At 67.9% G+C, this 23620-nt stretch carries 23 protein-coding genes; 11 read left to right on the top strand and 12 right to left on the bottom strand.

Features of this window, described 5'->3' with window-relative positions:
* Window positions 1–5 precede the first annotated feature (5 nt).
* On the top strand, window positions 6–560 hold the full coding sequence (locus ACAG20_RS18965) for a DUF4334 domain-containing protein (RefSeq protein WP_370493691.1): 555 nt from the start codon (window positions 6–8) through the stop codon (window positions 558–560).
* On the opposite strand, the gene ACAG20_RS18960 is transcribed toward ACAG20_RS18965, so the two are convergent.
* From ACAG20_RS18960 to ACAG20_RS18950, 3 genes are read right to left on the bottom strand one after another with little or no spacing between them, the layout of a single operon-like run.
* Complete coding sequence (locus ACAG20_RS18960; RefSeq protein WP_370493690.1) at window positions 557–2542, bottom strand: 5-oxoprolinase/urea amidolyase family protein; 1986 nt, start codon at window positions 2540–2542, stop codon at window positions 557–559. The genes ACAG20_RS18965 and ACAG20_RS18960 overlap by 4 nt on opposite strands.
* On the bottom strand, window positions 2539–3144 hold the full coding sequence (locus ACAG20_RS18955; RefSeq protein ID WP_370493689.1) for an urea amidolyase associated protein UAAP2: 606 nt from the start codon (window positions 3142–3144) through the stop codon (window positions 2539–2541). The genes ACAG20_RS18960 and ACAG20_RS18955 overlap by 4 nt, the downstream gene beginning before the upstream one ends.
* Window positions 3138–3872: a DUF1989 domain-containing protein gene (locus ACAG20_RS18950; RefSeq protein WP_370493688.1), complete on the bottom strand. Its 735-nt coding sequence runs from the start codon at window positions 3870–3872 to the stop codon at window positions 3138–3140. The genes ACAG20_RS18955 and ACAG20_RS18950 overlap by 7 nt, the downstream gene beginning before the upstream one ends.
* Before the next feature lie 74 nt (window positions 3873–3946).
* On the opposite strand from ACAG20_RS18950, the gene ACAG20_RS18945 reads away from it, so the two are divergent.
* Window positions 3947–4636 carry a TetR/AcrR family transcriptional regulator gene (locus ACAG20_RS18945; protein WP_370493687.1) on the top strand — a complete coding sequence of 230 codons (690 nt, stop codon included), beginning with the start codon at window positions 3947–3949 and terminating at the stop codon, window positions 4634–4636.
* A gap of 147 nt (window positions 4637–4783) precedes the next feature.
* Window positions 4784–6301 (top strand): DUF222 domain-containing protein, encoded by a 1518-nt coding sequence (locus ACAG20_RS18940; protein ID WP_370493686.1) that lies wholly within the window; start codon window positions 4784–4786, stop codon window positions 6299–6301.
* 16 nt (window positions 6302–6317) lie between these two features.
* Here ACAG20_RS18940 and coaD read toward each other — a convergent pair whose 3' ends face one another.
* Window positions 6318–6794, bottom strand: coding sequence for a pantetheine-phosphate adenylyltransferase (coaD, locus tag ACAG20_RS18935; protein WP_112687410.1), 477 nt, complete (start codon window positions 6792–6794; stop codon window positions 6318–6320).
* 211 nt (window positions 6795–7005) lie between these two features.
* Here coaD and ACAG20_RS18930 point away from each other — a divergent pair, with 211 nt between their 5' ends.
* The 5 genes from ACAG20_RS18930 to ACAG20_RS18910 are packed head-to-tail and all read left to right on the top strand — an operon-like array spanning window position 7006 to window position 10313.
* Window positions 7006–7311, top strand: coding sequence for a hypothetical protein (locus ACAG20_RS18930; RefSeq protein WP_370493685.1), 306 nt, complete (start codon window positions 7006–7008; stop codon window positions 7309–7311).
* Window positions 7311–8780: a hypothetical protein gene (locus ACAG20_RS18925; protein ID WP_370493684.1), complete on the top strand. Its 1470-nt coding sequence runs from the start codon at window positions 7311–7313 to the stop codon at window positions 8778–8780. The genes ACAG20_RS18930 and ACAG20_RS18925 overlap by 1 nt, the downstream gene beginning before the upstream one ends.
* Complete coding sequence (locus ACAG20_RS18920) at window positions 8777–9379, top strand: hypothetical protein (protein ID WP_370493683.1); 603 nt, start codon at window positions 8777–8779, stop codon at window positions 9377–9379. The genes ACAG20_RS18925 and ACAG20_RS18920 overlap by 4 nt, the downstream gene beginning before the upstream one ends.
* A gap of 14 nt (window positions 9380–9393) precedes the next feature.
* Entirely contained in the window at window positions 9394–9669 is a 276-nt protein-coding gene (locus ACAG20_RS18915; protein ID WP_133258957.1) for a hypothetical protein, read from the top strand.
* Window positions 9666–10313, top strand: a complete 648-nt coding sequence (locus ACAG20_RS18910; protein WP_370493682.1) for a metal-dependent phosphohydrolase — start codon at window positions 9666–9668, stop codon at window positions 10311–10313. Before ACAG20_RS18915 ends, ACAG20_RS18910 begins: the two co-directional genes overlap by 4 nt.
* A 10-nt stretch (window positions 10314–10323) precedes the next feature.
* Here ACAG20_RS18910 and rsmD read toward each other — a convergent pair whose 3' ends face one another.
* The 5 genes from rsmD to ACAG20_RS18885 all read right to left on the bottom strand — a co-directional run bounded on the left by rsmD (window position 10324) and on the right by ACAG20_RS18885 (window position 16829).
* Window positions 10324–10878: a 16S rRNA (guanine(966)-N(2))-methyltransferase RsmD gene (gene rsmD / locus ACAG20_RS18905; RefSeq protein WP_370493749.1), complete on the bottom strand. Its 555-nt coding sequence runs from the start codon at window positions 10876–10878 to the stop codon at window positions 10324–10326.
* Window positions 10875–14258, bottom strand: coding sequence for a pyruvate carboxylase (locus ACAG20_RS18900; RefSeq protein ID WP_370493681.1), 3384 nt, complete (start codon window positions 14256–14258; stop codon window positions 10875–10877). Before ACAG20_RS18900 ends, rsmD begins: the two co-directional genes overlap by 4 nt.
* A gap of 10 nt (window positions 14259–14268) precedes the next feature.
* Entirely contained in the window at window positions 14269–14826 is a 558-nt protein-coding gene (locus tag ACAG20_RS18895) for a vitamin K epoxide reductase family protein (protein ID WP_370493748.1), read from the bottom strand.
* 56 nt (window positions 14827–14882) lie between these two features.
* The gene (locus tag ACAG20_RS18890) at window positions 14883–15638 is read right to left on the bottom strand and encodes a DsbA family protein (protein ID WP_112687424.1); all 756 of its coding nucleotides are present in this window, start codon (window positions 15636–15638) and stop codon (window positions 14883–14885) included.
* A gap of 66 nt (window positions 15639–15704) precedes the next feature.
* The gene (locus tag ACAG20_RS18885; protein ID WP_370493680.1) at window positions 15705–16829 is read right to left on the bottom strand and encodes an alpha/beta hydrolase; all 1125 of its coding nucleotides are present in this window, start codon (window positions 16827–16829) and stop codon (window positions 15705–15707) included.
* Here ACAG20_RS18885 and ACAG20_RS18880 point away from each other — a divergent pair.
* Both ACAG20_RS18880 and ACAG20_RS18875 read left to right on the top strand, forming a co-directional pair.
* Complete coding sequence (locus tag ACAG20_RS18880; RefSeq protein ID WP_205868903.1) at window positions 16828–17673, top strand: aldo/keto reductase; 846 nt, start codon at window positions 16828–16830, stop codon at window positions 17671–17673. The genes ACAG20_RS18885 and ACAG20_RS18880 overlap by 2 nt on opposite strands.
* Window position 17674: 1 nt before the next feature.
* Complete coding sequence (locus ACAG20_RS18875; RefSeq protein ID WP_370493679.1) at window positions 17675–18514, top strand: aldo/keto reductase; 840 nt, start codon at window positions 17675–17677, stop codon at window positions 18512–18514.
* A 35-nt stretch (window positions 18515–18549) separates the two neighbouring features.
* Here ACAG20_RS18875 and ACAG20_RS18870 read toward each other — a convergent pair whose 3' ends face one another.
* The 3 genes from ACAG20_RS18870 to ACAG20_RS18860 are packed head-to-tail and all read right to left on the bottom strand — an operon-like array spanning window position 18550 to window position 23173.
* Entirely contained in the window at window positions 18550–19266 is a 717-nt protein-coding gene (locus tag ACAG20_RS18870; protein WP_370493678.1) for an HNH endonuclease family protein, read from the bottom strand.
* The gene (gene recG, locus ACAG20_RS18865; protein ID WP_370493677.1) at window positions 19263–21491 is read right to left on the bottom strand and encodes an ATP-dependent DNA helicase RecG; all 2229 of its coding nucleotides are present in this window, start codon (window positions 21489–21491) and stop codon (window positions 19263–19265) included. Before recG ends, ACAG20_RS18870 begins: the two co-directional genes overlap by 4 nt.
* 2 nt (window positions 21492–21493) lie before the next feature.
* Window positions 21494–23173 carry a DAK2 domain-containing protein gene (locus ACAG20_RS18860; protein ID WP_370493676.1) on the bottom strand — a complete coding sequence of 560 codons (1680 nt, stop codon included), beginning with the start codon at window positions 23171–23173 and terminating at the stop codon, window positions 21494–21496.
* A 173-nt stretch (window positions 23174–23346) separates the two neighbouring features.
* Between ACAG20_RS18860 and rpmB the strand changes: the two genes are divergently transcribed.
* On the top strand, window positions 23347–23538 hold the full coding sequence (gene rpmB, locus ACAG20_RS18855; protein WP_083039039.1) for a 50S ribosomal protein L28: 192 nt from the start codon (window positions 23347–23349) through the stop codon (window positions 23536–23538).
* Window positions 23539–23620: the final 82 nt, after the last annotated feature.

Below are 23620 nucleotides of genomic sequence, written 5' to 3'. Positions count from 1 at the left end.
TTCGCATGCTGGTGCAGGACTTGTTTGCGCGTGTTCCGACGACCGCCGCCGAGGCCACCGAGGTCTTCGATGCCTCCGAGGCCGTGGACCCCGACTTCATGCTCGGCACCTGGCGGGGCGCGGAGTTGCCGACCGGGCACCCATTGGACGGGCTGTTGGCCGCCACCGGCTGGTGGGGCAAGCAGTTCGTCGACGCCGAGACCGTCCATCCGCTGTTGTTCCCCACCCGGGACGGTTCCGCGCTCTGGGCGTTCAACCCGGTGCTGGCGTTCAGTGTCCTGGGCCCTGCGACGAAGCTGCCCGGGCTCAAGAAGCGCTCGTTCGCCGGCCCGATCACCAGGTTGCAGCCGCTGTTGCGGACCCGTTCGGCCAAGGCCCGGTTGCGCACCACGCGTTACCGGGGCGTCGACAGCGCGACGATGGTCTACGACCAGGCCCCGGTCAACGACGTCTTCCGTCGGCTCTCCGACGAAGCGGTAATCGGCGCAATGGATCTGCGCGGTTCGCCCCGACCGTACTTCTTCGTGCTGTACCGCGATGAATCACTGAAACTGGTTTAAGCGCGGGCGATCTCACCGGCCGCATGCCAGGCAGTGCGTTCGGTGGCGAAGGCGGCCGTCTGTCGCCGACGGAATTCGGCGATGGCCTCGGCGTTGCCGGCGAGAAACTGCTGGTGGTCTGCCAGCGAGAACTCGCCGTCGGTGATGGCGACCCGGCCGCGTCCGGCGGCGGTGTCGGCGCGTAGCTGCAACAGTTCGTCGGGGCCGACCGGATAGAAGCTGATGCGGTCGAAGTAGCGCAACAGCCATGGTGTTTCGGGATCGAAAAGGCCCGCGGTGGCGTGGCGGTGGTTCCACACCTGGGTGGTACGGCCGACGAACTGGTAGCCGCCGGGCCCCTCGATGCCGTAGATGCACAGGTAGGCGCCGCCGATCCCGACGGCGTTCTCCGGCGTCCAGGTGCGCGCCGGGTTGTACTTGGTCGTCACCAGTCGCTGCCTGGGGTCCAGCGGGGTGGCCACCGGCGCGCCGAGGTAGATGTCACCCAAGCCGAGTACCAGGTACTGTGCGCCGAAGACGATGTCGTAGACGGCCGCGATGTCGTCGAGGCCGTTGATGCGCCTGATGAATTCGATGTTCGACGGGCACCACGGTGCGTCAGGTCGCACACCGTAGGTGTAGCGGCGGATGGCCTCGTGGGTGGCCGGGTCATCCCAGCTCAACGGCAGCCGCACCGAGCGACTGGGCACCACGAGCTCGTCGCAGGGCGGCAGCGCCTCGTCGACGGCGGTCAGCTGGTCGATCACCTCGGCGCAGGAGATCTGCTCGGTGTCGAACTGGACCTGCAGGGACCGCACCCCGGGTGTCAGTTCCGCCAGCCCGGGCAGCCCCTGCCGGCGCAGGTTGTCGTAGGCCACCTGCACCCGTGCCCGTAACGCCAGATCCAGTGTCATGGACCCGTATTCGAGCAATACCCCGCCGTCGCCGGCGCGCCGCATGGTGACGGCCGTCCCGTCGCGACCGGTGTAACGCCGCAGCACCCCGTCGTCGCCGTCCCCGGAGCGGGACAACACCACTGGTGATGCCGCCCGCCGCCGCGCACCTAACGAGATCGGCGGCGGGGCGTGCTCGGCGCGCACCGGCACCAGGCGCACGGTGTCACCGGGGCTGAGTTGACCGAGCTTCCAGCGGTCGCCTCGCGCCACCGTCACCGGACAGACGAAACCGCCTAGGCTGGGCCCGTCCGGCCCCAGCAGGATCGGGGTGTCGCCGGTGAAGTCCAGCGCGCCAACGCAGTACGCGGTGTCGTGGATGTTCGATGGGTGCAGGCCGGCGTCTCCCCCGTCGGGGCGGGCCCACCTGGGCTTCGGCCCGATCAGCCGTACTCCGGTGCGGTCGGAGTTGAAGTGCACGGTGTAATCGGTGGTGGCCAAAGTGGTCATGTCGGTGCGGGTCAAGAACTCCGGCGCGGCGTGCGGGCCCTCGGTCACCGCCAGCTCCCAATGCGAGCCGATGCTGGGCTGGGTCTCGCCGGGAGCGCGGCCCAGCGCCGGTGCAGCGCCGCCCCGGCCGGAGGCGGTGAGCCGGTCTCCGCCGTGCAACGCCCTGCCGCGGTGGCCTCCGAACCCGCCGTGGGTGAAAGTCGCCACGCTGCCCAGGAATTCCGGTTCGGATAGTCCACCTTCGATGAGCAGATAGCAGCGCAACCCCGGGCCTGGGGCGGCGCCGATCTCGAGTAGGCCCCCGGCGGGCACCCGCACCGACTGCCACTGTGGCGCCGGGATGCCGTCCACGGTCACCGGCGCCGGCGCCCCGGTGACGCAGATCCATGCCGGGTCGGCGAACCGCAGGGCGGGCCCGGTTCGGGTGCACTCCAGACCGGCCGCGCCCTCCGGATTCCCCAGCACCCGGTTGCCGATGCGGAATGACAGGTCGTCCATCGGCCCCGACGGCGGCACCCCGACATGCCAGTAGCCGATGCGACCGGGCCAGTCCTGCACGGTGGTGAACATGCCCGGCCGCATCACCTCGATGCCGATCATTCGCGAGTGATCACCATGCGCACCGGGGTCGGGTCGAAGCCGTTGCAGGGGTTGTTGATCTGCGGGCAGTTCGACACCAGCACCAGCGTGTCGATCTCGGCCCGCAGGGTCAGGCTTTTGCCCGGCGCCGAGATCCCGTCGACGATGCCCAATGTGCCGTCGGGTTCGACCGGGACGTTCATGAACCAGTTGATGTTGGAGACCAGGTCGCGCTTGCCCAGGCCGTATCTGGCGCCCTCGGCGAGGAAGTTCTCCACGCAGGCGTGCTGGTGGGCGGTGTGATGGCCGTAGCGCAGTGTGTTGGACTCCTGCGAGCAGGCCCCGGCGATGGTGTCGTGGTTGCCGACGTCGTCGGCGACGACGGTCATCAGCGCGGAGCCGTCGGCGGTGCGCAGCACCGAACCGATGCCCACGAAGATGTTGCGCTGGGCGGCGACGGTGGCCTGGGCGCTGTAGCGCCGGGTGTGATCGGTTGCGTCGTAGAGCAGGCAGTCCACCGCCTGGTTGCCGTGCAGGTCGATGATCTGCAGTCGCTGCCCGGCGCGCACCACCTTCGACCAGGGCTCGCGGGCCGGCACCACCTCGTCGCTGACGGTCACCATGCCCGCACCACCGCGTCGGTGTTCTCCCAGGCGCGCAGATACTCCGGGTCCTGGTTGGTCAGCGCGGCCAGCTGCTCCTCGGCTTTCCAGCCCAGCACATCCATCGCGGTCGACGGCGGGTCGGGATCCAGCGGGTGCGCAGCGTTGGCCACCACCAGCACCGCCGGCAGGTGGACCAACAGGTCGACTGCGAGGCCCGGACCGCTTGAGCCGGTGAATTCCAGTGCGCCACTGGTCGAGTCGACTTTGACGCCCCGGAACAGCGCCACCGACGGCGCCACATCCCGGACGTCCATGCCATGCTTGAGCGCACCCAGCAGCAGCAGTCGCCGGCCGGTGGCGTCGGGTCCGCACAGCAGGTCGTGGCGACCCGAGGAGTCGGCGACGACGGTGGCCAGCAACCGGCCCTGATCGGACAGTAGCGGATGACCGACGCCCAGATATGCCTGCCACGGCACCTTCATGGTGTCGGCGACGTTGAGCCGCTCCCAGGGCGCTTCGGCGCGGTAGAGCAGCAGATGGGCGCAGGCGCCGCCGCCGGTGTCGATCAGCCGGATCCGGCTGCCGCGGGCCAGCACCTTGGTGGCGTAGCCATTCGCCGGGATGGACTCGGCCCAGAACAGCGTCGTCGGGTCGACGTCCGGCGGGGTCGCGGGTGTCCGCATCTCGGCGTGCTGCGCCTGGGCGCGGGCGTGTGCACGGGCCCCGCCGGTCGAGGCGGTGCTCATCGTGTGTCTCCTCTCGACATCCGGCACCCTAACATGGTTTCCTATCAGTCGACAGAAAGGCAGGGCGGAGGAGCGTGCAGACCGATCGACGCGGCCGTCCCCGGCTGGTGGCCTCTCGCCGGCCGGGCCACAGCGCGCGCGACGAGATCCTCGATGCGGCAGCGGAGTTGTTCACCACCATCGGCTATGCCGCCACCTCCACCCGACGCATCGCCGAGAGCGTCGGCATCCAGCAGGCCTCGCTGTATCACCACTTCGCCGCCAAGGACGACATCCTCGACGCGCTGCTGGCCGGCACCGTCGACACCTCGCTGCAGCTGGCCGCCGAGCTGCTGTCCGAAGGCGGCCCCGCGGCGCCCCGGCTGCACACGCTCGTCGTCGCCGACGCCACCCAACTGTGCGGCGGCCGCTGGAATCTGGGCACCTTGTATCTGCTTCCGGAGATTCGCGTCGAGCGTTTCGCCGAGTTCCGCCGGCGTCGGGCTCAGTTGCGGGATTACTACCGGGAGCTGTCCCGCGCGGTGATCGCCGAGCACGACGGGCCTGGCGAGGCCGACGACCTGCCGTTCCGCTTGGTGGAGTCGGTCATCAACCGCCGCTCCGATGACGGCGCATGCCCGAGTGCCCATCCGGGGACGGTGGCCGAGGCCGCTTTGCGGGCGCTGGGCTGCGGTAGTGGTTTCGCCCGGATGTCGAAGGCGACCACGCAGCGTTTGGGGCTTTGGCCGGACGAACCAAACACTCGTGTCGGCGACTCCGGATAGGTCCGGTGCGGCCACCAGGCGGTCGACTTCCGCGGTGCCCTTGATCCCCGCCGGCTGGTTATCCCCAGTGTGGGTCTTATCCACACTGCGACGGCTGATGTGTGCGGGCGGCCATCGACGTCGGCGAATCTCAGTATGATCGAAAATATGTTCGATGCCACGGACCTGCCCGACCTCGACACGCTGCGCGAGGTCGACGACGCGGCCTTGGTGGCGGCGATCGGTGGATGGGCGCAGGCAGAGGCCGCCGCCGCGGCGCGCCGGCTGGCGGCGATCGCCGAATTGACCGGGCGGTGCTGTTATGACGACCCTGGACGGTCGCGGTGGGCCGCCGACGGCTGGGATGGGGTGGCCGCGCAGGTCGGTGCCGCGATGGACGTCAGCCACGGCAAAGCCTCGTCGCAGATGTATCTGGCCCAAGCACTCGATGAACGGCTGCCCAAGATTGCCGCCCTGTTCGCCGCCGGGCAGCTCAACACCGCGCTGGTGGCCGGCATCGTCTGGCGCACCACCTTGATCCAAGACCCGCGCGCCCTGGCCGCCGTCGATACCGCGCTGGCGTTCGATGCCCTGCACTACGGGCCGCTGTCAGCGGACAAAACCGCCCAGGCCATCGACGCGGTCATCGAGGCCCACGACCCAGCCGCGCTGCGCCGCTACCGCCAATATGCGCGCTCCCGCGACGTGGTCATCGAGCAGCGCAGCACCGACCATGCCACCACCCCGATGTGGGGCCGGCTGTATGCCCACGACGCCGAAGTACTCGATCGGCGCCTGTTGGCCATGGCTCACAGCGTGTGTGATGACGACCCGCGCACCATCGCCCAGCGCCGCGCCGATGCACTGGGAGCGTTGGCCGCCGGTGCCGAGGCGCTGGCTTGTGCGTGCGGCAACGACGACTGCCCGCTGCGCACCGGGCACAAACGCCCCACCGGAGCTCCGGTGGTCCACGTGGTTGCCCACGCCGAGAGCATCGAGACGCCCGCCGACAACCATCGCAACGGCGAGGAGCCACCACCGCCACCGGTTGACCCAAAGAATCTGTTGGCCCCAACGCAGCCCGTGCCCGAGCCCGATCCGCCGGTCAACGCCCCACCGGCGCTGCTGCTTGGCGGGCCCCTGATTCCGGCTCCGTTACTGGCGGAGTTGATCGCCGCCGGGGCCATCGTCAAGCCGGTTCGCCATCCTGGTCCGGACAGCCTCCCCGAGTCGGGGTATCGGCCGTCGACGGCCCTGGATGAGTTCGTGCGCTGCCGGGATATGACGTGCCGCTGGCCCGGTTGTGATCGCCCGGCCCAGTCCTGCGATATCGATCATGCCGTCGCCTATGACGCCGGCGGGCTCACGCATCCGTCGAATCTGCGGACGTTGTGCCGAAAGCATCACTTGCTCAAGACATTTCACGGCTGGCGCGATCGCCAGCACCCGGACGGCACCATCGAGTGGACCAGCCCCACCGGGGCCAGCTACACCACCTACCCGGGTAGCCGCCTACTCTTCCCGGCGCTGTGCCTACCCACCGGCCGGCTCCCCGAACCGGCCGCCCGGAAACCCGATTGCCCCGGCCGGACATTGATGATGCCCACCCGCCGACGAACCCGGGCCCAAAACCGTGCCCAAGCCATCGCCGCCGAACGGGCCCTCAACACCAAACCCCCACCCTGACCTCGGCGGTAAACGGCTAGCGCCCCAGCTTCTCCGCCAGTCGCCGGTTCACCGGCTCGGGCAGCAGATCGGAGACGTTGCCGCCCATCGACGCCACCTCCTTGGCCAGCGACGACGACACGAACGAATACCGCGGCGTGGTCGCCACGAAAAACGTGTCCACCCCGGCGATGTGCTTGTTCATCTGGGCCATCTGCAGCTCGTACTCGAAGTCGGTACCGGTGCGCAGGCCCTTGACGATCGCGGTCAGCCCTCGCTCGCGGACGAAGTCGACCACCAGCCCCCGGCCCGACTCCGCGCGCACATTGGGCAGGTGCGCGGTGGCTTCGGTGATCATCTCGAGGCGCTCCTCCAGGCTGAACATGCCCTTTTTGGCCGGGTTGATCAGCACCGCGGCCACCACCTCATCGAACTGCGCGGCCGCCCGCTCCAGAATGTCGACGTGTCCCAGCGTCACCGGGTCGAACGAACCAGGGCACAACGCACCGCTCATGACTCAAGACGCTAGCAGTCCCAGCCGGACCATTCGGCCAGCTCCAACCGGGTGTCGCCGTAGCGACGAGCCGGCCACACCTCCCACCCGCCGACAGCAGCGAGGGCCATCACACCAGCCGATCTGACCCCCGTCCCTCGACGTACCAATTTGCTTCTCACGCCGCCCGCTACGTAAACCCGAGCGTGAACGAATCGCTAATATTTCGTCTATGCCCGCCGACACACCCGGCCGTCGCGTGAAAGTGCTGGCCGCCGGCCTGCGGCAACTGGGTCTTCGCTGCGAAGCCGTGAGCGGCGAGTTGTCCGCTGCTGCCGCGGTGCCGCCAGCCTCCGCGTCGTCCTGGCAGACGAACGCAGCAGTGGTGAACGCGTCACAAGCCGAGGCGTGTGCGGACTTGGCCATCGCCGCCAGTCGCCTGGGGGCTCGCGCGGAGATGTACACCAAAGCCGCGAGCGACTACACCACAAACGAACAGCACGCCGCCGTACAGTTCACCGTTCTCGTACGACGCTGATGGCCGCTCTCGGTGCGCTGCCTGCGGGGTTTCCGACGCTACCGGAGGTGCGCTCAGCGACATTCGACCACCTGAGCTCATTCGCCGACTGGTGCGAAAAGGTTTCGGCGAAAGCACAGTCGGGGTTCGCTGAGATAGCCCAGCAAGTGCGCACGCCGGGCGGTATCGAATGGGAGGGTGCCGGCGCCGACGGGGCGATCCACCAGGCTGACGCCGATGTGATGAAGCTACGCAGTTGGGGGTGGGCACACGGAGATGCCGCAGCCGTCACCCGGCGAGGCAAGCAGACTTTGGAAGCAAGCAAGCAGCTGGTGCTCGACGCGGTCGACGATGCCGAGCGTGACGGCTTTGTGGTGAGCGGGCATTACCGGGTCGTCGACACCCGACCGGTGTACACGGAAGAACAACTTGCCGAACGCCAGACCCAAGCGGAAGGGCATGCCAGCTTCATCCGCCACCGCGTCGCCAACCTCGTCGCCGAGGACAGCGCGCTCACCTCCCGACTCGAAACGGCGACCGCCGATTTCGGCAACCTGCGATTCAACGAATCCCCTAAGGCTTCCGACCAACGCAACCGCGGGGTGCAGCTGGTGGACAACAAGTTCCGAAAAGATGCCCCTCCGCCACATCTACCGCCGTCGGAGCCTGATCCGGTAGGCAAGCTCGGGCTTCCCGACTACAACCCTGGGTCGTTGTCTGGGGAGGAGGCCCGTGCTGTTTACGCACAGGGAGAGTTGCGGATGCGCGACCTCAACGAGCAGCTCATCAGACAAGGGTTGAGTCCCGAAGAGCGGGCGAGGATTATGTTCGACCAACGTAATTCGCTGCGAAGCTGGGTTCGCGACCTGATGAGTAACCGTGAGAAGGCCACCGAAATCACGGAGAAAAATCCCAACTACACGTGGGACGACATCGTGGCGCAGCGGAAGGCAAGAGGCCTCTCTGGCAACGATCTTTACGACTCGATCATCGAAAGCTCGACCCGCAGCCGGGCCAGCGTCAACGAGGCGGCCGGGGTTGATCCGGAGCATCCGCCGCCGTTACCGCCCATACGCCCGCCCGCGACGGGCGGTTCCGGGCCGGGCGGTGCGCCGGTGATTAACTCGCCGCCCGTTCTGCCGCCCATCGGCGACCATCCTCCGATTGCCGTTCCACCGCCTGTTGCTGATCATCCGCCGGTTGCAGTGTCACCGCCGGTGCTTGACCATCCTCCGCTCCCGCCTTGGCTGCAGGATCCTTCACCTCCGGGATTTCAAACCGCGCCTCCAGGACCCGCACCGATTTTTGGTTCAGATTTGCCGGAACCCCCGGCGATGCCGCAGCCGCCGGCCCCGCCGATGACGATCCCGCCACCGCATCCTCCAGCCTCCGGTGACCTTGCAAAGGGAGGCGTGCTCGCCGGGGCCGGGGCGGTCGGAGCGTGGATCTTGACCCAGTTACCCAAGCTTGCACACCCATTCGCCCGATGACCACTGAAACACCGGATTCTTCCGACGAATGGGCGCGGTTAGTGGCGGTGTCGTCGCTGGCGGATGTGGTGGCCCGCGACGTGAACGATTTCAGCCCAGTTCCCGGTAAGGAGTCGCCGGAGTGGTTGGCGAAATTGGGACTGCCGGCCGGTTGGCTTCTTGCGCGCCTGGATGGCGAAAGTGTGCAGCCTGCACGAATCGCAGTGTGCAATCTGCCGCGAGACAGCGGCGGAGGTGTAGGTTGCGAAACGATCAGCGCCTGTGCCTTCACCGGTGTTCCCCCGCTCGATGCAGTCCGCGATAACGCTGACTGCGCTCTACGCGATCTCCATGCCCATGGCATCAACACTCGAGACTTACCTCTCCCGGTGCCGGGCAGCATCGCGCTACGCAGCAGCGGATATTTCGACACCGGCGGGCTGCAGGTTTGGGCACAACAGAGCACCTACCTCGCAGGCAGGGAAAGTGCGCGAGGTCTTTTGATCCTGCATAGCTTGTTCATCGAGGCGAGATGTCTTACAAAACTCCGTGGCGACATCGTCGATCTCAGTGACGCCGTTTACCATGCGTTCCTCACCACCCTCTCCGAGCATCGATGAGGGATAATCAGGGGATGAGCCGATCAGATCAGGTTTCAGGCCCTAAGGGACAGTTCCGACAGTTTCGCTACGATACAACCGGCTTGCGAGGTAAGAAACTGCGCTTACTGGCGGCCTACCCTACAGATGATGCTGGCATAGACGCCGATCTGCCAGCGGGCGTCACGGATGTGATTGCGGTTGATGACACCCCTAACGTCACGCTCAGCGTCCAAGTCCACCCCGTGGACGATCCGACGAGGACCGCATTCGTGGCCTTCGACCAACTCGCTCTCTATACCGACGAGTGATTCCACCGGAAGAGTTTGCGGATCTGCTGGCCACTTGGCAAACACTCATCCAGAAGCACAGCGCTGCAACCGAAACGGCGGAGATCGGGCAGGCGCTGTTGACGTCTTGGGGCGAGCCACATCGGCGATACCACAACACTGCCCACCTTCGTGAGGTACTGCTCCGCGTCGACGAACTCGCCGCACACGCGGATGACCCCGATGCGGTACGACTTGCAGCCTGGTACCACGACGTCGTTTACCGCGGCCGGCCCGATGACGAGGAAAACAGCGCGCGCCGCGCCGAATCCGACCTCGATGCCCTCGGGCTAGCGCCTGTCTTGGTCCGCGAAGTTTCTCGCTTGGTGCGGCTCACCGCTTCTCATGCCCCTGCGCCCGGCGATCGCAACGGTGAAGTCCTCTCCGATGCCGACTTGGCGATCCTCGCCGCACCACCGGACCGATACGCGGCCTACACCGCCGCGGTCCGCGCCGAGTACGCCCACGTTCTGGATGAGACCTTTCGGGCCGGGCGCGCAAATGTCTTGCGCGCATTGCTCAACGGACCCGCTATATACCGGACGCCGTACGCCCACGCGCAGTGGGAAACACGGGCACGCGTGAACCTGAGCAACGAACGTGACGGCCTTACGTCCAGCGCCTGAAGTCGTCAGGTCAGCCCAGCTCGGCCAGCTCCAACCGGGTGTCGCCGTACCGGCGATCCGGCCACACCTCCCATCCGTCCGGCCATGCCACGGCCGGGCTCGTGGCGGCGCGCTCGATCACCACGACGGTGCCCGGACCGGCCCACCCGCCGGCGACCAAGAGACCCGGAAGCGCATCGATGTCGGCGGCGGAAACCTCATAGGGCGGATCGGCCAGCACCAGATCCATCGGCCGATCAGTGCCGGCGGTCAGCACCGCGGCCACCGTGCCGCGCCGCAGCGTCGCACCGGACAAACCCAGTGCGGCGATGTTGGCGGCCAGCACCTCGGCGGCGCGACGGTCCGATTCGACGAACAGCGCCGTGGCCGCGCCCCGCGACAGTGCCTCCAAGCCCAGCGCCCCCGACCCGGCATACAAATCCAGCACTGCCATCTCGGTCAGGTCCAACCGGGCGGCCAGCACGTTGAACAGTGCCTCGCGTACCCGGTCGGTGGTCGGCCGGGTGCCGCGCGGCGGCACGGTGATGCGTCGTCCGCCTGCGGTGCCGCCGATGATGCGGGTCAGCTCAGCACCACCAGCAGGTCACCGCCTTCGACTTGGGCGGTCTGGGCGACTGCTACCCGCTGCACGGTGCCATCGGCCGGCGCGGTGATGGCGGCTTCCATCTTCATCGCTTCGATGGTGGCCACGGTCTGCCCGGCGCTGACCTGTTCACCGTCGGTCACCCCGATGGTGACGACGCCGGCGAACGGTGCGGCGATGTGGCCGGGTTTGGTGCGGTCGGCCTTTTCGGCGACCGGTGCCTGGCTGGCCACACTGCGGTCGCGTACCTCGACCGGCCGCAGCTGGCCGTTGATGATGCACATCACGGTGCGCATGCCGCGTTCGTCGGGCTCGGAGATGGCTTCTAGGCCGATCAGCAGTTCCACGCCGCGCTCGAGGCGGACCCGGTGCTCTTCGCCTTGCCGCAGCCCGTAGAAGAACTGGTTGGCCGACAGTTGTGAGGTGTCGCCGTAGAGGTCGCGGTGTTCCTCGAATTCCTTGGTGGGTCCGGGGAACAGCAGCCGGTTGAGGGTGGCTTGGCGCTTGGGTCCGGTCAGCGCCAGGGCGGCCTCGTCGTCGGTGGATAGTGTCTGCACCTCGCGTGCTGGCCCTCGTCCGGCTAAGGCCGTGGTGCGCAACGGTTCGGGCCAGCCGCCGGCCGGCTCGCCGAGTTCCCCGCGCAGGAAACCGATCACCGAGTCGGGGATGTCCACGCGTGCGGGGTCGGCGGCGAAGTCTTGCGCGGTGATGCCGGCGCCGACTAGGGCCAGGGCCAGATCCCCGACCACCTTGGAGCTCGGGGTGACCTTGATCAGCCGGCCCAGCACCGCATCGGCTCCGGCGTAGTTGGCTTCGATCTCTTCGAACCGGTCGGCCAGTCCCAGCGCCTTGGCCTGCTGGTGCAGGTTGGACAGCTGACCGCCCGGGATCTCGTGGCGGTAGACCCGACCGGTCGGTCCTGCCAGACCGGATTCAAACGGCGCATAAACCTTTCGCACCCCTTCCCAATAGGGCTCCAGGTCGCACACCGCCGACAGGGACAGGCCGGTGTCGTAGTCGGTGTTGGCCGCCGCAGCCACGATCGAGCTCAGCGCGGGCTGGCTGGTGGTGCCGGCCAGCGGTGCGGCCGCCCCGTCGACGGCGTCGGCGCCGGCATGCCAGGCCGCTTCGTAGGTGGCCAACTGCCCACCCGGGGTGTCGTGGGTGTGCACGTGGATCGGCAGGTCGAAGCGGGTGCGCAGCGCAGCGACCAGCGTGGTGGCCGCCGCGGGCCGCAGCAGCCCGGCCATGTCCTTGATGGCCAGCACGTGTGCGCCGGCCTCGACGATCTGCTCGGCGAGCCTGAGGTAGTAGTCCAGGGTGTAGAGATTCTCGGCCGGGTTGGTCAGGTCACCGGTGTAGCACATGGCGACTTCGGCGACCGCGCTGCCGGTTTCGCGCACCGCCTCGATCGCCGGGCGCATCGAATCGACATTGTTGAGCGCATCGAAGATCCGGAAGATGTCAATGCCGGTTGCGGTGGCCTCTGCCACGAACGCCGAGCACACCAGTTCCGGGTAGGGGGTGTAGCCGACGGTGTTGCGGCCCCGCAGCAGCATCTGCAGGCAGATGTTGGGCAGTGCTTCGCGCAGCACGGCCAGCCGCTCCCACGGGTCCTCTTTCAAAAAGCGCAGCGCCACATCGTAGGTCGCCCCACCCCAGCACTCCATTGACAGCAGTTGCGGGGTGGTCCGGGCGATATAGGGCGCCACATTGAGCAGGCCTTTGGTGCGCAACCGGGTGGCCAACAGCGACTGGTGCGCGTCGCGAAACGTCGTCTCGGTGACCGCGACGGCCGGCGACTCCCGCAACCAGCGGGCAAACCCCTCGGGCCCCAGCGTCATCAGCCGCTGTTTGGATCCCGGCGGCGGGGTGCTCGACAAGTCGATCTCGGGCAGCTTGTCGCGCGGGTAGACCGCCGAGGGCCGCGCACCGTGGGGCTGGTTGACGGTGACATCAGCCAGGTAGGTCAAGATCTTGGTGCCGCGGTCAGCCGAGGCGTGTGAGGTCAACAGTTGCGGGCGCTCATCGATGAACGACGTGGTGATCTTGCCGGCCCGGAAGTCCGCATCGTCGAGCACCGCCTGCAAAAACGGGATGTTCGTCGAGACCCCCCGGATCCGGAACTCGGCGATCGCCCGGCGTGCCCGGTTCACCGCAGTCGCAAAATCCCGGCCCCGGCAGGTCAATTTGACCAGCATCGAGTCGAAATGCGGGCTGATCTCCGCGCCCAGGTGGGTACCACCGTCGAGCCGGATACCCGCACCACCCGGGCTGCGGTAGGCGGTGACCCTCCCGGTGTCGGGCCGAAACCCGTTCGCCGGGTCCTCGGTCGTGATCCGGCACTGCAGCGCCGCGCCGTGCGGGACGATGTCGTCTTGGCGCAGGCCCAGGTCGTCAAGGGTCTCCCCGGCGGCGACCCGCAGCTGAGCCGAGACCAGATCCACATCAGTGATCTCCTCGGTGACCGTGTGCTCCACCTGGATCCGCGGATTCATCTCGATGAACACATAATGGCCACGCTCATCAAGCAAAAACTCCACCGTGCCCGCGCAGCTGTAGCCGATGTGACGGGCGAAGGCGACCGCATCAGCACAAATCTTGTCCCGCAATCCCGGATCCAGGTTCGGCGCCGGCGCCAACTCGACAACCTTCTGATGCCGGCGCTGCACACTGCAGTCCCGCTCAAACAGGTGCACCACATTGCCGTGAGTATCAGCCAAGATCTGCACCTCGATGTGACGCGGGTTGATCACCGCCTGCTCCAGATACACCGTGGCATCCCCAAACGCCGACTCGGCCTCCCGACTGGCCGCCTCGACCGCCTCGGCCAGCCCATCACCGTCGGCGACCCGGCGCATCCCGCGACCGCCCCCGCCGGCAACCGCCTTGACGAACACCGGAAACGACATATCGGCTGCCGCCGCGACCAACTCCTCGACCGAACATGACGGCTCCGAGGACGCCAGCACCGGCAACCCCGCCTCACGCGCCGCGGCCACCGCATGGGACTTGTTGCCGGCCAGCTCCAGCACCGCCGCACTCGGCCCGACAAAGGCGATCCCGGCATCTGCACAGGCCTGCGCCAGCCGCGGGTTCTCCGCTAAAAAGCCATACCCGGGATAAACCGCATCAGCCCCACACCGCTTCGCGGTGGCAACGATCTCCTCCACCGACAGGTAGGCGCGCACCGGATGGCCCGGCTCACCGATCTGATACGACTCATCAGCTTTGAGGCGATGCACCGAATTACGGTCCTCGTAGGCATAGACCGCGACCGTCTCGATCCCCAGCTCATAAGCGGCACGAAACGCGCGGATCGCGATCTCTCCACGGTTGGCGACCAGCACTTTGGAGATCACACCGCACCCCTTAAACCAACGTCAACCAGTAACCCTGAAATCTGATGAATACCAACAGGAATAACCCGATAAACCATAATGCAATCAACGTCCACCGCCACCGGAGCAAAAGCTGCAAACTTTTGTGTATGCGACCGGACTGCAATGCCAAGGCTGCGAAGGTCACCAGCAGCAGCATGGTGACAGCCCAGACCACCATGCAGTAGGGGCACAGCGCGCCGATTCGATACAGACTCTGGAAGATCAGCCAGTGCACGAAGCCGGCACCGCCCAGCGTCCCGATCGCCAGACCGACCCAATACCAGTGCGGTAGCGGCACTTTCGTCACCGCCAGCACACCGGTGACCACCACGACGGTGAACGCCACGATGCCCAACAGCGGGTTCGGAAAGCCCACCACCGATGCCTGCGGAGTGGCCATCACCGGTCCGCACGACAACACCGGGTTGAGATTGCACGAGGGCACATAGGCGGCATCGGTGAGCAGCCGGATTTTCTCCACGGTCAGCGTGACCGAGGCGGCCAACCCGATGACCCCGGCGATCAGCGTCAGCCAGGCCGTGGACAGCGCCGACTGCGTCCCCGGTGCCGGCGGCGCGGGTGATTCCGTCGGAGCGGCGATGCTCACGACTCCTGGGCCGGCACGTCCATACCCGGCAGGTCGCCGACGATCTCGCGGATCTTCGAGACCAGGGCTTCCGGGGTCGACGGGCGGTAATCCTCGCCGTTGATGCGTAGCGTCGGGGTGGCGTGAATGCCGGCGGACTGGGCCATGCCGCCCACCATCTTGAGGTACTTGCCGCTGTTGATGCAGGCCGGAACGCTGCCGGCGGCGCCGGCTTGGCGGGCCAGCTCGATCAGCCGTTTGTCGTCGGGAAATTCCGTGCCGATCTCGGAGGGCTGCAGTTCGGCGGTGAAGAGCGCGGTGTGGAACCGGCGGAACGCGTCGATGTTCTCGTCGGCGACGCAGTAGGCCGCGGCCCCCGCCCGCGAGGAGTAATTGTCGTTCTGCGGCCGGTCCAGGATCGCGACCATGTGGTAGTCGGCTGCGATCGCCCCGCTGTCGATCAGCCGGGACACTGTCGGGCCGAGCACCCGTTCGAGGTTGCCGCAGGCCGGACAGAGGAAGTCCTCGTAGAACGTCAGCACCGCTTTGGGCTCGTCGGTGCCGTCCTTGGTGACCAGCTTGCTCGAGGTCACCCGGACCGCTTCACCGGCCCCGGCGCCCTTCTTGTGGCTGTTGGACACCACGATGTAGCCGATCAGCCCCACCGCGAACACCACCACGATGGCGATGAGCCCGATCTGCATGGCAAGGTTGCGTTTGTGATCGCCGGCCTTCAAGCCGGAGGCGCCGGGGCGTTTGGGTTTGCTGGCCACAGTCGGTTGATCCTCGTGTTCGGTGGTCGGTTTTGCGGTTCAGCGTACCGGCGCGGGCCCGGCGGCTCAGCTGCGGCTGAGGTGGGCGCGCAGCGCCGAGATCAACGCGGCCGTCGCGGTGGCGCTGCCGCCGCCCAGGCCGAACAGATTGATGAATCCGTGCGTCAACGACCGCATCCGTCGCAGATCGACCACGACCCCGGCGTCGCGCAGGGCCGCGGCGAACAGTTCACCCTCGTCGCGCAGCGGGTCGAAGCCGGCGACCGTGATCAGCGCGGGCGGTAACCCGGACAGGTCGCCGGCCAGCAGCGGTGACACCCGCGGGTCGGTCGGCTCCAGCTGCGACCGGCCCACGTACTGGGCAGTGAACCAGTCGATGTCGTGCTTGGTGAGCAGGTAACCATCGCCGTAGAGCGTGCGCGAGCGGGTCACCGCCGCGGAGTCCGTCACCGGGTAGATCAGCCACTGCAGGATCGGCGCCGGACCGGAGTCGTCGCGGGCCAGCAACGCCACCCCGGCAGCCAGGTTGCCACCGGCACTGTCGCCGCCGACGGCGATTCGCCCCGGGATCGCGCCCAGTTCCGCGGCATGCTCGCAGGCCCACCGGAACGCCGCATAGGCGTCGTCGAGGGCGGCCGGCGCCGGATGTTCCGGGGCCAGCCGATAATCGATCGACAGCACCGCGACATCGGCGTCGCGGCAGGTCAGTCGGCATACCGCGTCGTGGGTATCCAAGTCCCCCACCACGAATCCGCCGCCGTGATAGAAGACCAGCAGCGGGTGGGCGGTGGCCTCGGGGCCGTCCGGCCCACCGATCGGCCGGTAGTGCCGGGCGGCGATGTCGCCGGCCGGGCCGGGCAGCGCGATGTCACGAACCTCGCAGCCGTGGATGTCGCCCCCGCCGAGCCCCTGGGTCAGCTCGCGCATCTGGGCCCGGGAGGCGGCCGCGTCGTCGTCGACGATGATGCCGTTGATGCCCAGCGCGCGCTGCCCGGCCAACGCCAGTCGCAACGTCGGGTCCAGCGTGTTGCCGTCGATGGTCACCGACCGCCCACCGGTCATCAGCCGCTGCAACCCGATCGGCAGCATCGGCGTCACCTTCATGCCGACGTTGAACACGGTGCTCTGCAGCTGTTCGGCCCATCGCGTGGCCGCCCCGGGGCCGGTCCCGGCTGGCAGACTGCGTGGCATGGCTGTTCGAAGTAACTTGCGCTCGGTCACGCTCAACGACGGTAATTCGATCCCTCGCGTCGGTTTCGGGGTTTACAAGATTTCGCCCGCCGATACCGAACGGGCAGTGAGCACCGCACTTGCGGCCGGATACCGTCACATCGACACCGCGGCGCTGTACGGCAACGAGCGTGAGGTCGGTCGTGCGGTCGCGGCGTCGGGGCTGCCACGCGACGAGGTGTACCTCGTCACCAAACTGTGGAACGCCGATCAGGGATACGATTCGACGCTGACGGCGTTCGAGAAAAGCATGGACCGGCTCGGCCTGGACGTCCTGGACCTCTACCTGATCCATTGGCCGCTTCCAGCACGTGGCAAATTCGTCGATACCTTCCGGGCGCTGGCCCACCTGCGCGATCAGGGCCGGATCCGCTCGATCGGGGTGAGCAACTTCGAGCGCGAACACCTCGAGTTGCTCATCGACGGAACCGGCATCGTGCCGGTGGTGAACCAGGTCGAACTCCACCCGCGATTCAGCCAGCCCGAGCTGCGTGAAGTGCACGCCCGCCTGGGTATCGCCACCGAGGCGTGGGCGCCGCTGGGACGCGGCTCGCTGCTGGCGCATCCGGCGGTCACCGAGGTCGCGCAGCGTTGCGGTAGGACCCCGGCGCAGGTGCTCATCCGGTGGCATCTTCAGCTCGGTAATATCGTGATTCCGAAATCGGTGAACCCTGAGCGCATCATCAGCAACCTCGAAGTCTTCGACTTCGAACTCGGCGCGGCCGAGATGGCCGCGATATCCTCGCTCGACGACCGCGCCCGACTGGGACCCGATCCACGCACATTCGATTACACAGGTAGGTGAGATGACGCCGGGAACTGCGATCCCCACCGTTGCGCTCAACGACGGCCATTCCATGCCGACGCTGGGCCTCGGGGTGGCCGAATTGTCGGACGCCGAGACCGAGCGCGCGGTCGGGGCCGCGCTCGAGTCGGGCTGCCGGTTGATCGACACCGCCAAGGTGTACGGCAACGAGGCCGCGGTGGGCCGGGCGATCGCCGCGTCGGGCGTCCCGCGCGAGGAACTGTTCGTCACCACCAAGCTGGCCAACGCCGACCAGGGGCTGACCGCCGCCATGCAGGCCTGCCAAGCCAGCCTGGAGCGGCTCGGACTGGACTATGTGGACCTGTACCTGATCCACTGGCCGGCCCCCGCCCTGGGCATGTACGTCGACAGCTTCGGCGGCCTGATCCAGGCCCGGGAGCAGGGCCTGACCCGTTCGATCGGGGTGTGCAACTTCACCCCCGCGCACCTCGACGACGTCATCGATTTGGCGTTCGAGACGCCGGCGGTCAACCAGATCGAGCTGCACCCGCTGCTCAACCAGGCCCAACTGCGGGCCGTCCACGCCGAGCGCGGCATCGTCACGGAGGCCTACAGCCCGCTGGGCGTGGCCCGATTGCTCGACCATCCGGCGGTGACCGCGATCGCCGGCGAGTACGCCAAGACCCCGGCGCAGGTGCTGATCCGCTGGAGCCTGCAGCTGGGCAACGTGGTCATCCCGCGGTCGTCCCAGCCCGAACGCATCGCGGCCAACCTCGACGTCTTCGGCTTTGAGCTGGCCGACGAACACATGGCCAGCCTCAACGGGCTCGACGACGGCACCCGCTTCCGCGAAGACCCGCTCACCTACACCGGAGTCTGATCCCGCCCGTCCCGGCTTGTCTCGGCATCGCAGCTCTATCCGGCCGGACAGCTGGCCGCCGCTTCGCGCAGCGCGTCGGCCGACGGCTGGTCAAGGCGCAACGCGTAGCCACGCAGCACGGCGATGTAAGCGACGGCGTACTGGCAGGCGAACGATTTGTTCGGCGGCATCCACTGCCCCGGCCCGGCATCGCCCTTGTCCTGGTTGGCCTGCCCGGCGACCGCCAGCAGGTTGGCAGGGTCGTTGGCGAAACGCAGCCGCTGCCGGTACGGCCATGCCGCAGCACCCATGTCCCAGGCATAGGCCAGCGGCACGATGTGGTCGATCTGCACCGCCTCACCGATCTTGGCGCCGCGGGTGAAGGCGATCGTGGCGTTGGTGTAGGGATCGTGCAGGGTCCCGGTCGCCACCGCGGCCGCGCAGCGTTTCGTCGAGACGTGGGTGATGTCGACCAGGTCGCGGTTGAGGATGTCGTTGCGGGTGTCGCAGCCGTTGCGCCCACCGGGGGCGTCGTTGTCGTCGTCCCAGGCGTCGCCGAACAACGGCCGGCGGTAGTCGTAGCGGTGGGTGCGCGCCGGCACCACCGTGATCCCGGCCAACACGTCGGCGCCGGGCGCCACGGTGGGCATGCCGGCCTGCGCGGCGATGGCACGACCGCGATGATTCGCCGCGGACACGGTCTGCAAGGCGACGACGACGGCTAGCAGCGCCGCCACGGCCAGCCACAGCAGGGTCTTGCGGCTGGGATTCATGCCTTGTCCAGATAGTCGATGTCCACGAAAGGCTCGGCCAGCAGTGCCAACCCGGGATCGGACGGGTCGGCAGCCCAGGCCCGCACGCAGAAGTCGCGGGCGGCTTCGATCAGCTCACCGTGATCAGCCAGCGATAGCAGTTTCAGGCCGCCGCGCCAACCAGACTGGTTGCGGCCCAACACATCTCCCTCGCCGCGCTCGCGTAGGTCCAGGTCGGCGAGTGCGAACCCGTCCAGCGTTGCCGCGACGGCCGACAACCGTCTGCCGGCTTTGGATGTCGGGTTGGCGGAGGTCACCAACAGGCAGAGGCCGGCGTGCTCACCACGGCCGATCCGGCCGCGCAGCTGGTGCAACTGGCTGATGCCGAACCAGTCGGCATCGGCGATCAGCATGACGGTGGCGTTGGGCACATCGACGCCGACCTCGATCACAGTGGTGCACACCAGCACGTCCACCGCCCCAGAGCGGAACGCGGCCATCACCGCGTCCTTCTCGTCGCCGCTGAGCCGTCCGTGCATCAAGCCCAATCGCAACCCCGACAGCGGCCCGGCCCGCAGCTGATCGAACAGGCCCACCGCGGTGGCCGAGGTTCGGCCGTTCTGCTCGGCCGCGCCGGACTTGGCGCCGTCGTCGGACTCGTCGATGCGGGGCGCCACCACGTAAGCCTGCCGGCCGGCGGCGACCTCCTCGCGGATCCGCGCAAAGGCCCGCTCCAGCCAGGCCGGCTTCTCCTTCTCGAAGATCACCGAGCTGACGATCGGCTGGCGGCCGCGCGGGAGCTCACGCAACGTGGAGGTCTCCAGGTCACCGTAGACGGTGAGCGCGACGGTGCGCGGAATCGGTGTCGCGGTCATCACCAGCAGGTGCGGGGTGATGCCGTCAGGGGCTTTGGCGCGCAACCGGTCTCGCTGCTCGACGCCGAACCGGTGCTGTTCGTCGACGACCACCATGCCCAGCTTGGCGAACTCGACCGCGTCGACCAGCAGGGCATGGGTGCCGACGACGATGCCGGCCCGACCGTCCGCGATCTCGGCGCGAGCCTGCTTCTTGGCAGCAGCCGCCATCGAACCGGTGAGCAGCGTCACCGCGGTGGCATTGTCCGACCCGCCCAGCTGACCGGCGAGTGCCAGCGGTCCGAGCATGTCGCGAATCGATCGGACATGTTGGGCGGCAAGCACTTCGGTGGGCGCCAGCAATGCGCACTGATAGCCGGCATCAACCAGCTGCAGCATCGCCAGCAGCGCCACGATCGTCTTCCCCGATCCGACTTCGCCCTGCAGCAGCCGGTTCATCGGGCGGGTCTGACCCAGCTCGGCCTGCAATACGTCGAGCACATCACGCTGTCCGGCCGTCAGCTCGAACGGCAGCCGCCGCAGTAGTTCTGCAACCAACCCGTCCGCACGGCGTGGCGCAGGCAAGCCGGATTCGGATAGTTCACTGTGCCGGCGCATCGCCAGCGCCCATTGCAAACCAAAGGCTTCGTCGACGGCCAGCCGCTCGCGGGCACGGTCCCGTTCGGCTGCCTTCTCCGACAGGTGGATCGCCCGCAGCGCATCGTCTTCGCTGAGCAGACCACGTTCGGTACGCACCGCGGCCGGCAGCGGGTCGGGGACCGGATCGAGCACCGCGAGAACCTGCCGGACACAGGCGAAGATGTCCCAGCTCTGCAGTTTCGCGGTGGCCGGATAGATCGGATAGCAGCTGCGCTCGAAGTCCGCCTGGGTGATCTGCCCGCTGACCCTTTGCGATGCGTCGGCGATGTTGCGCAGCGAACTGCTGCCGAAGTTGCGATCGTGGGCTGCGCCGTCGGCTTCCTTGAGTACCAGGAAGTCCGGATGAGTGAGCTGGATCGCGCCCCGGTACAGCTTGACCTCGCCGGACAGCATCACCCGGGTGCCGGGCGTCAGCCGCCAACGCAGACCTTTGGGGTTGAAGAACGTCGCACTGACCTTGTTGCGTCCACTACCGACGGTGACGGCGAGGTATTTGCCCTTGCGGCGCTGCATGTCTCTGACCACCGCGGAACCGATGGTGTCGACGATGGTGATGTGGTCGCCTTCTTCGGGGCGGCTGTCGGCCGCGCTGCGGACCCCGGTGCCTTCGACGTAGCTGCGCGGATAGTGCCGCAGCAGGTCGCCGACGGTACGGATGCCGAATGCATCTTCGAGCTTTTCTGCGGCATCGGCGCCGATGGTGAAATCCAGCCGGTCAGCCAGCGTGACCATCGCTACTCGACCCCGATCAGCAACACGTCGCCCCGGTGCCCGGTGACATAGGCCGCCAATTCGATGCCCGGATGTCGGTCGTGCACATGCTTGGCCAGTACGTCGACGACATCGCCCGCCACGCCGTCGCGCTCGGCCCCGATCAGCACCGTGACGAGTTCACCACCGGCCGCCAGCAGCAGGTCGATCAGGCCGATCGCGGCGCCACCGACGTCACCGGCCACGATCAACACCTCGTCGCCGGCGATGCCGAGCCCATCGCCGGGACTGCAGGTCCCGGCCCAGGTCAGCGCCTGCTCGGTGGCGACACGCACCGAGCCGTGCCGGGTGGTACCGGCCACCCGGGCCATGGTGTAGCCGTCGTCGACGACCGGCCGGCCCGGATCGTGGACCGCCAGTGCGGACAACCCCTGCACCATCGACCCGGTCGGAACCGGGACCACATCGATGCCCCAGCCGATGGCCGCCGTGCACCCGGCCACCAACTCCTCGGCGGCGACGTAGCCGTTGGGCAGCAGCATCACCTGGGCCGCACCGGTGTCGACCACCGCCCGCAGCAACTGCTGGGCGGTGACCATCATGGTCGGGTCGGCGCTGTGCGCGTCGGGCCGCAGCACGCAGGCGCCCTCGCCGTCGAACAACTCCTGGGCGCCCTCGCCGTCGACCACCGCCAGTACCGCGCGCTCGCGCGCCCAGCTGCCCGGCGCCAGGCCGGTGGCCCCGGCCAGCGCCGAGATCTGGATGCGCCGGGGCCGACCGAACGCCAGGCCGGCTTCGACGGCGGCACCGGCGTCGTCGGTGTGAACGTGCACCGAATAGCCGCCGACCACCCCCGAAGTCGCGATCGCCACCGATTCGCCGAGCTGCGTCAGCCGTTCGCGCAGCGCTTCGGTGTCTTCGGGCGCGCATTCGCCGAGCAGGTACATCACCTCGAACTGCGGTGCGGGTTGCTCGCTGACGACTTCCGCCGAACGCGGCCGCGGCGACGGCTGGTAAACCGGCCGCACGGGTGCCTGGCCGGTGATCGTCGAGCGCAGCGCGTCGAGCAACACCAGCAGGCCGCGGCCACCGGCGTCGACGACGCCGGCCTGGGCCAGCACGTCGAGTTGCTCGGTGGTCTTCTCCAGCGCGGCGGCGGCAGCATCGGTGGCGTCGGTCACCGCCGCGGCCAACCCCGCCCCCCGGGCGGCGCACTGTTCGACGGCGGCCGCCGCGGCCTGCAGCACCGAGACGATGGTTCCGGGCACCTCGCGACCGCCCATCGAGGTGATCACCAACTCGACCCCGTGCCGCAGGCCGGCGCCGAGCAGCGCGGCGTCGACGTCGCCGGCCGCTCCGGTGCCGTCGGCGGCGGTCACATCGGCCAGGCCGCGCAGGATCTGCGACAGGATCACCCCGGAGTTACCGCGGGCCCCGTGCAGCGCCCCGGACGACAGCGCGGCGGCGACCCGGGCCACCTCGCCGGACGCGGCCTCGGTGTTGGCCTCGGCCAACGCCGAACGCATGGTGAACAGCATGTTGGTGCCGGTGTCGGAATCGGCGACCGGGAAGACGTTGAGCTGGTTGATCTCGTCGGTGTGGGTGATCAGATCGCCGACCGCGGTGTGCGCCCAGTCCCGCAGGGTGGCCGCATCCAGCCGACGATCCGGGTTGCCCACCTGCACGCACCTTCCTGCCGCCATCTCCGGTGGCTGCAAGCCTAATCATTCCGGGCGACACCACAGCTCACACCGCGTCGAGAGCCGGGGCGGGGCGTTTTGGTGTTGCCCGGCCCGGCGGGTATCCTGATCAGGTTGTCGGGCCACCCGCTCTGAGGTTGTTGGCCCTCAAGCAGACGTTTTGAGGAGTGTCACATATGGCTGCGGTGTGCGATATCTGCGGAAAGGGACCGGGCTTCGGCAAGTCGGTGTCCCACTCGCATCGTCGGACCAGCCGTCGCTGGGACCCGAACATCCAGGTGGTCCACGCTGCCCGTCCCGGCGGCAACAAGCAGCGCCTCAACGCCTGCACCTCCTGCATCAAAGCCGGCAAGGTCCTCCGCGGCTAAGTCGCCCCCTTTGCGCGAGCGTGCGTGTCCCCGGCCGCCACGCCGTGGTCGGCACCGTTTCCGCGCACCCTCGCTGACGACT

This window comes from Mycobacterium sp. pW045 (assembly GCF_041287085.1).
Classification (GTDB): domain Bacteria; phylum Actinomycetota; class Actinomycetes; order Mycobacteriales; family Mycobacteriaceae; genus Mycobacterium; species Mycobacterium algericum_A.
Note: the sequence above shows the minus strand (reverse complement) of the source record. Positions and strands in the feature narration are given on the sequence as shown.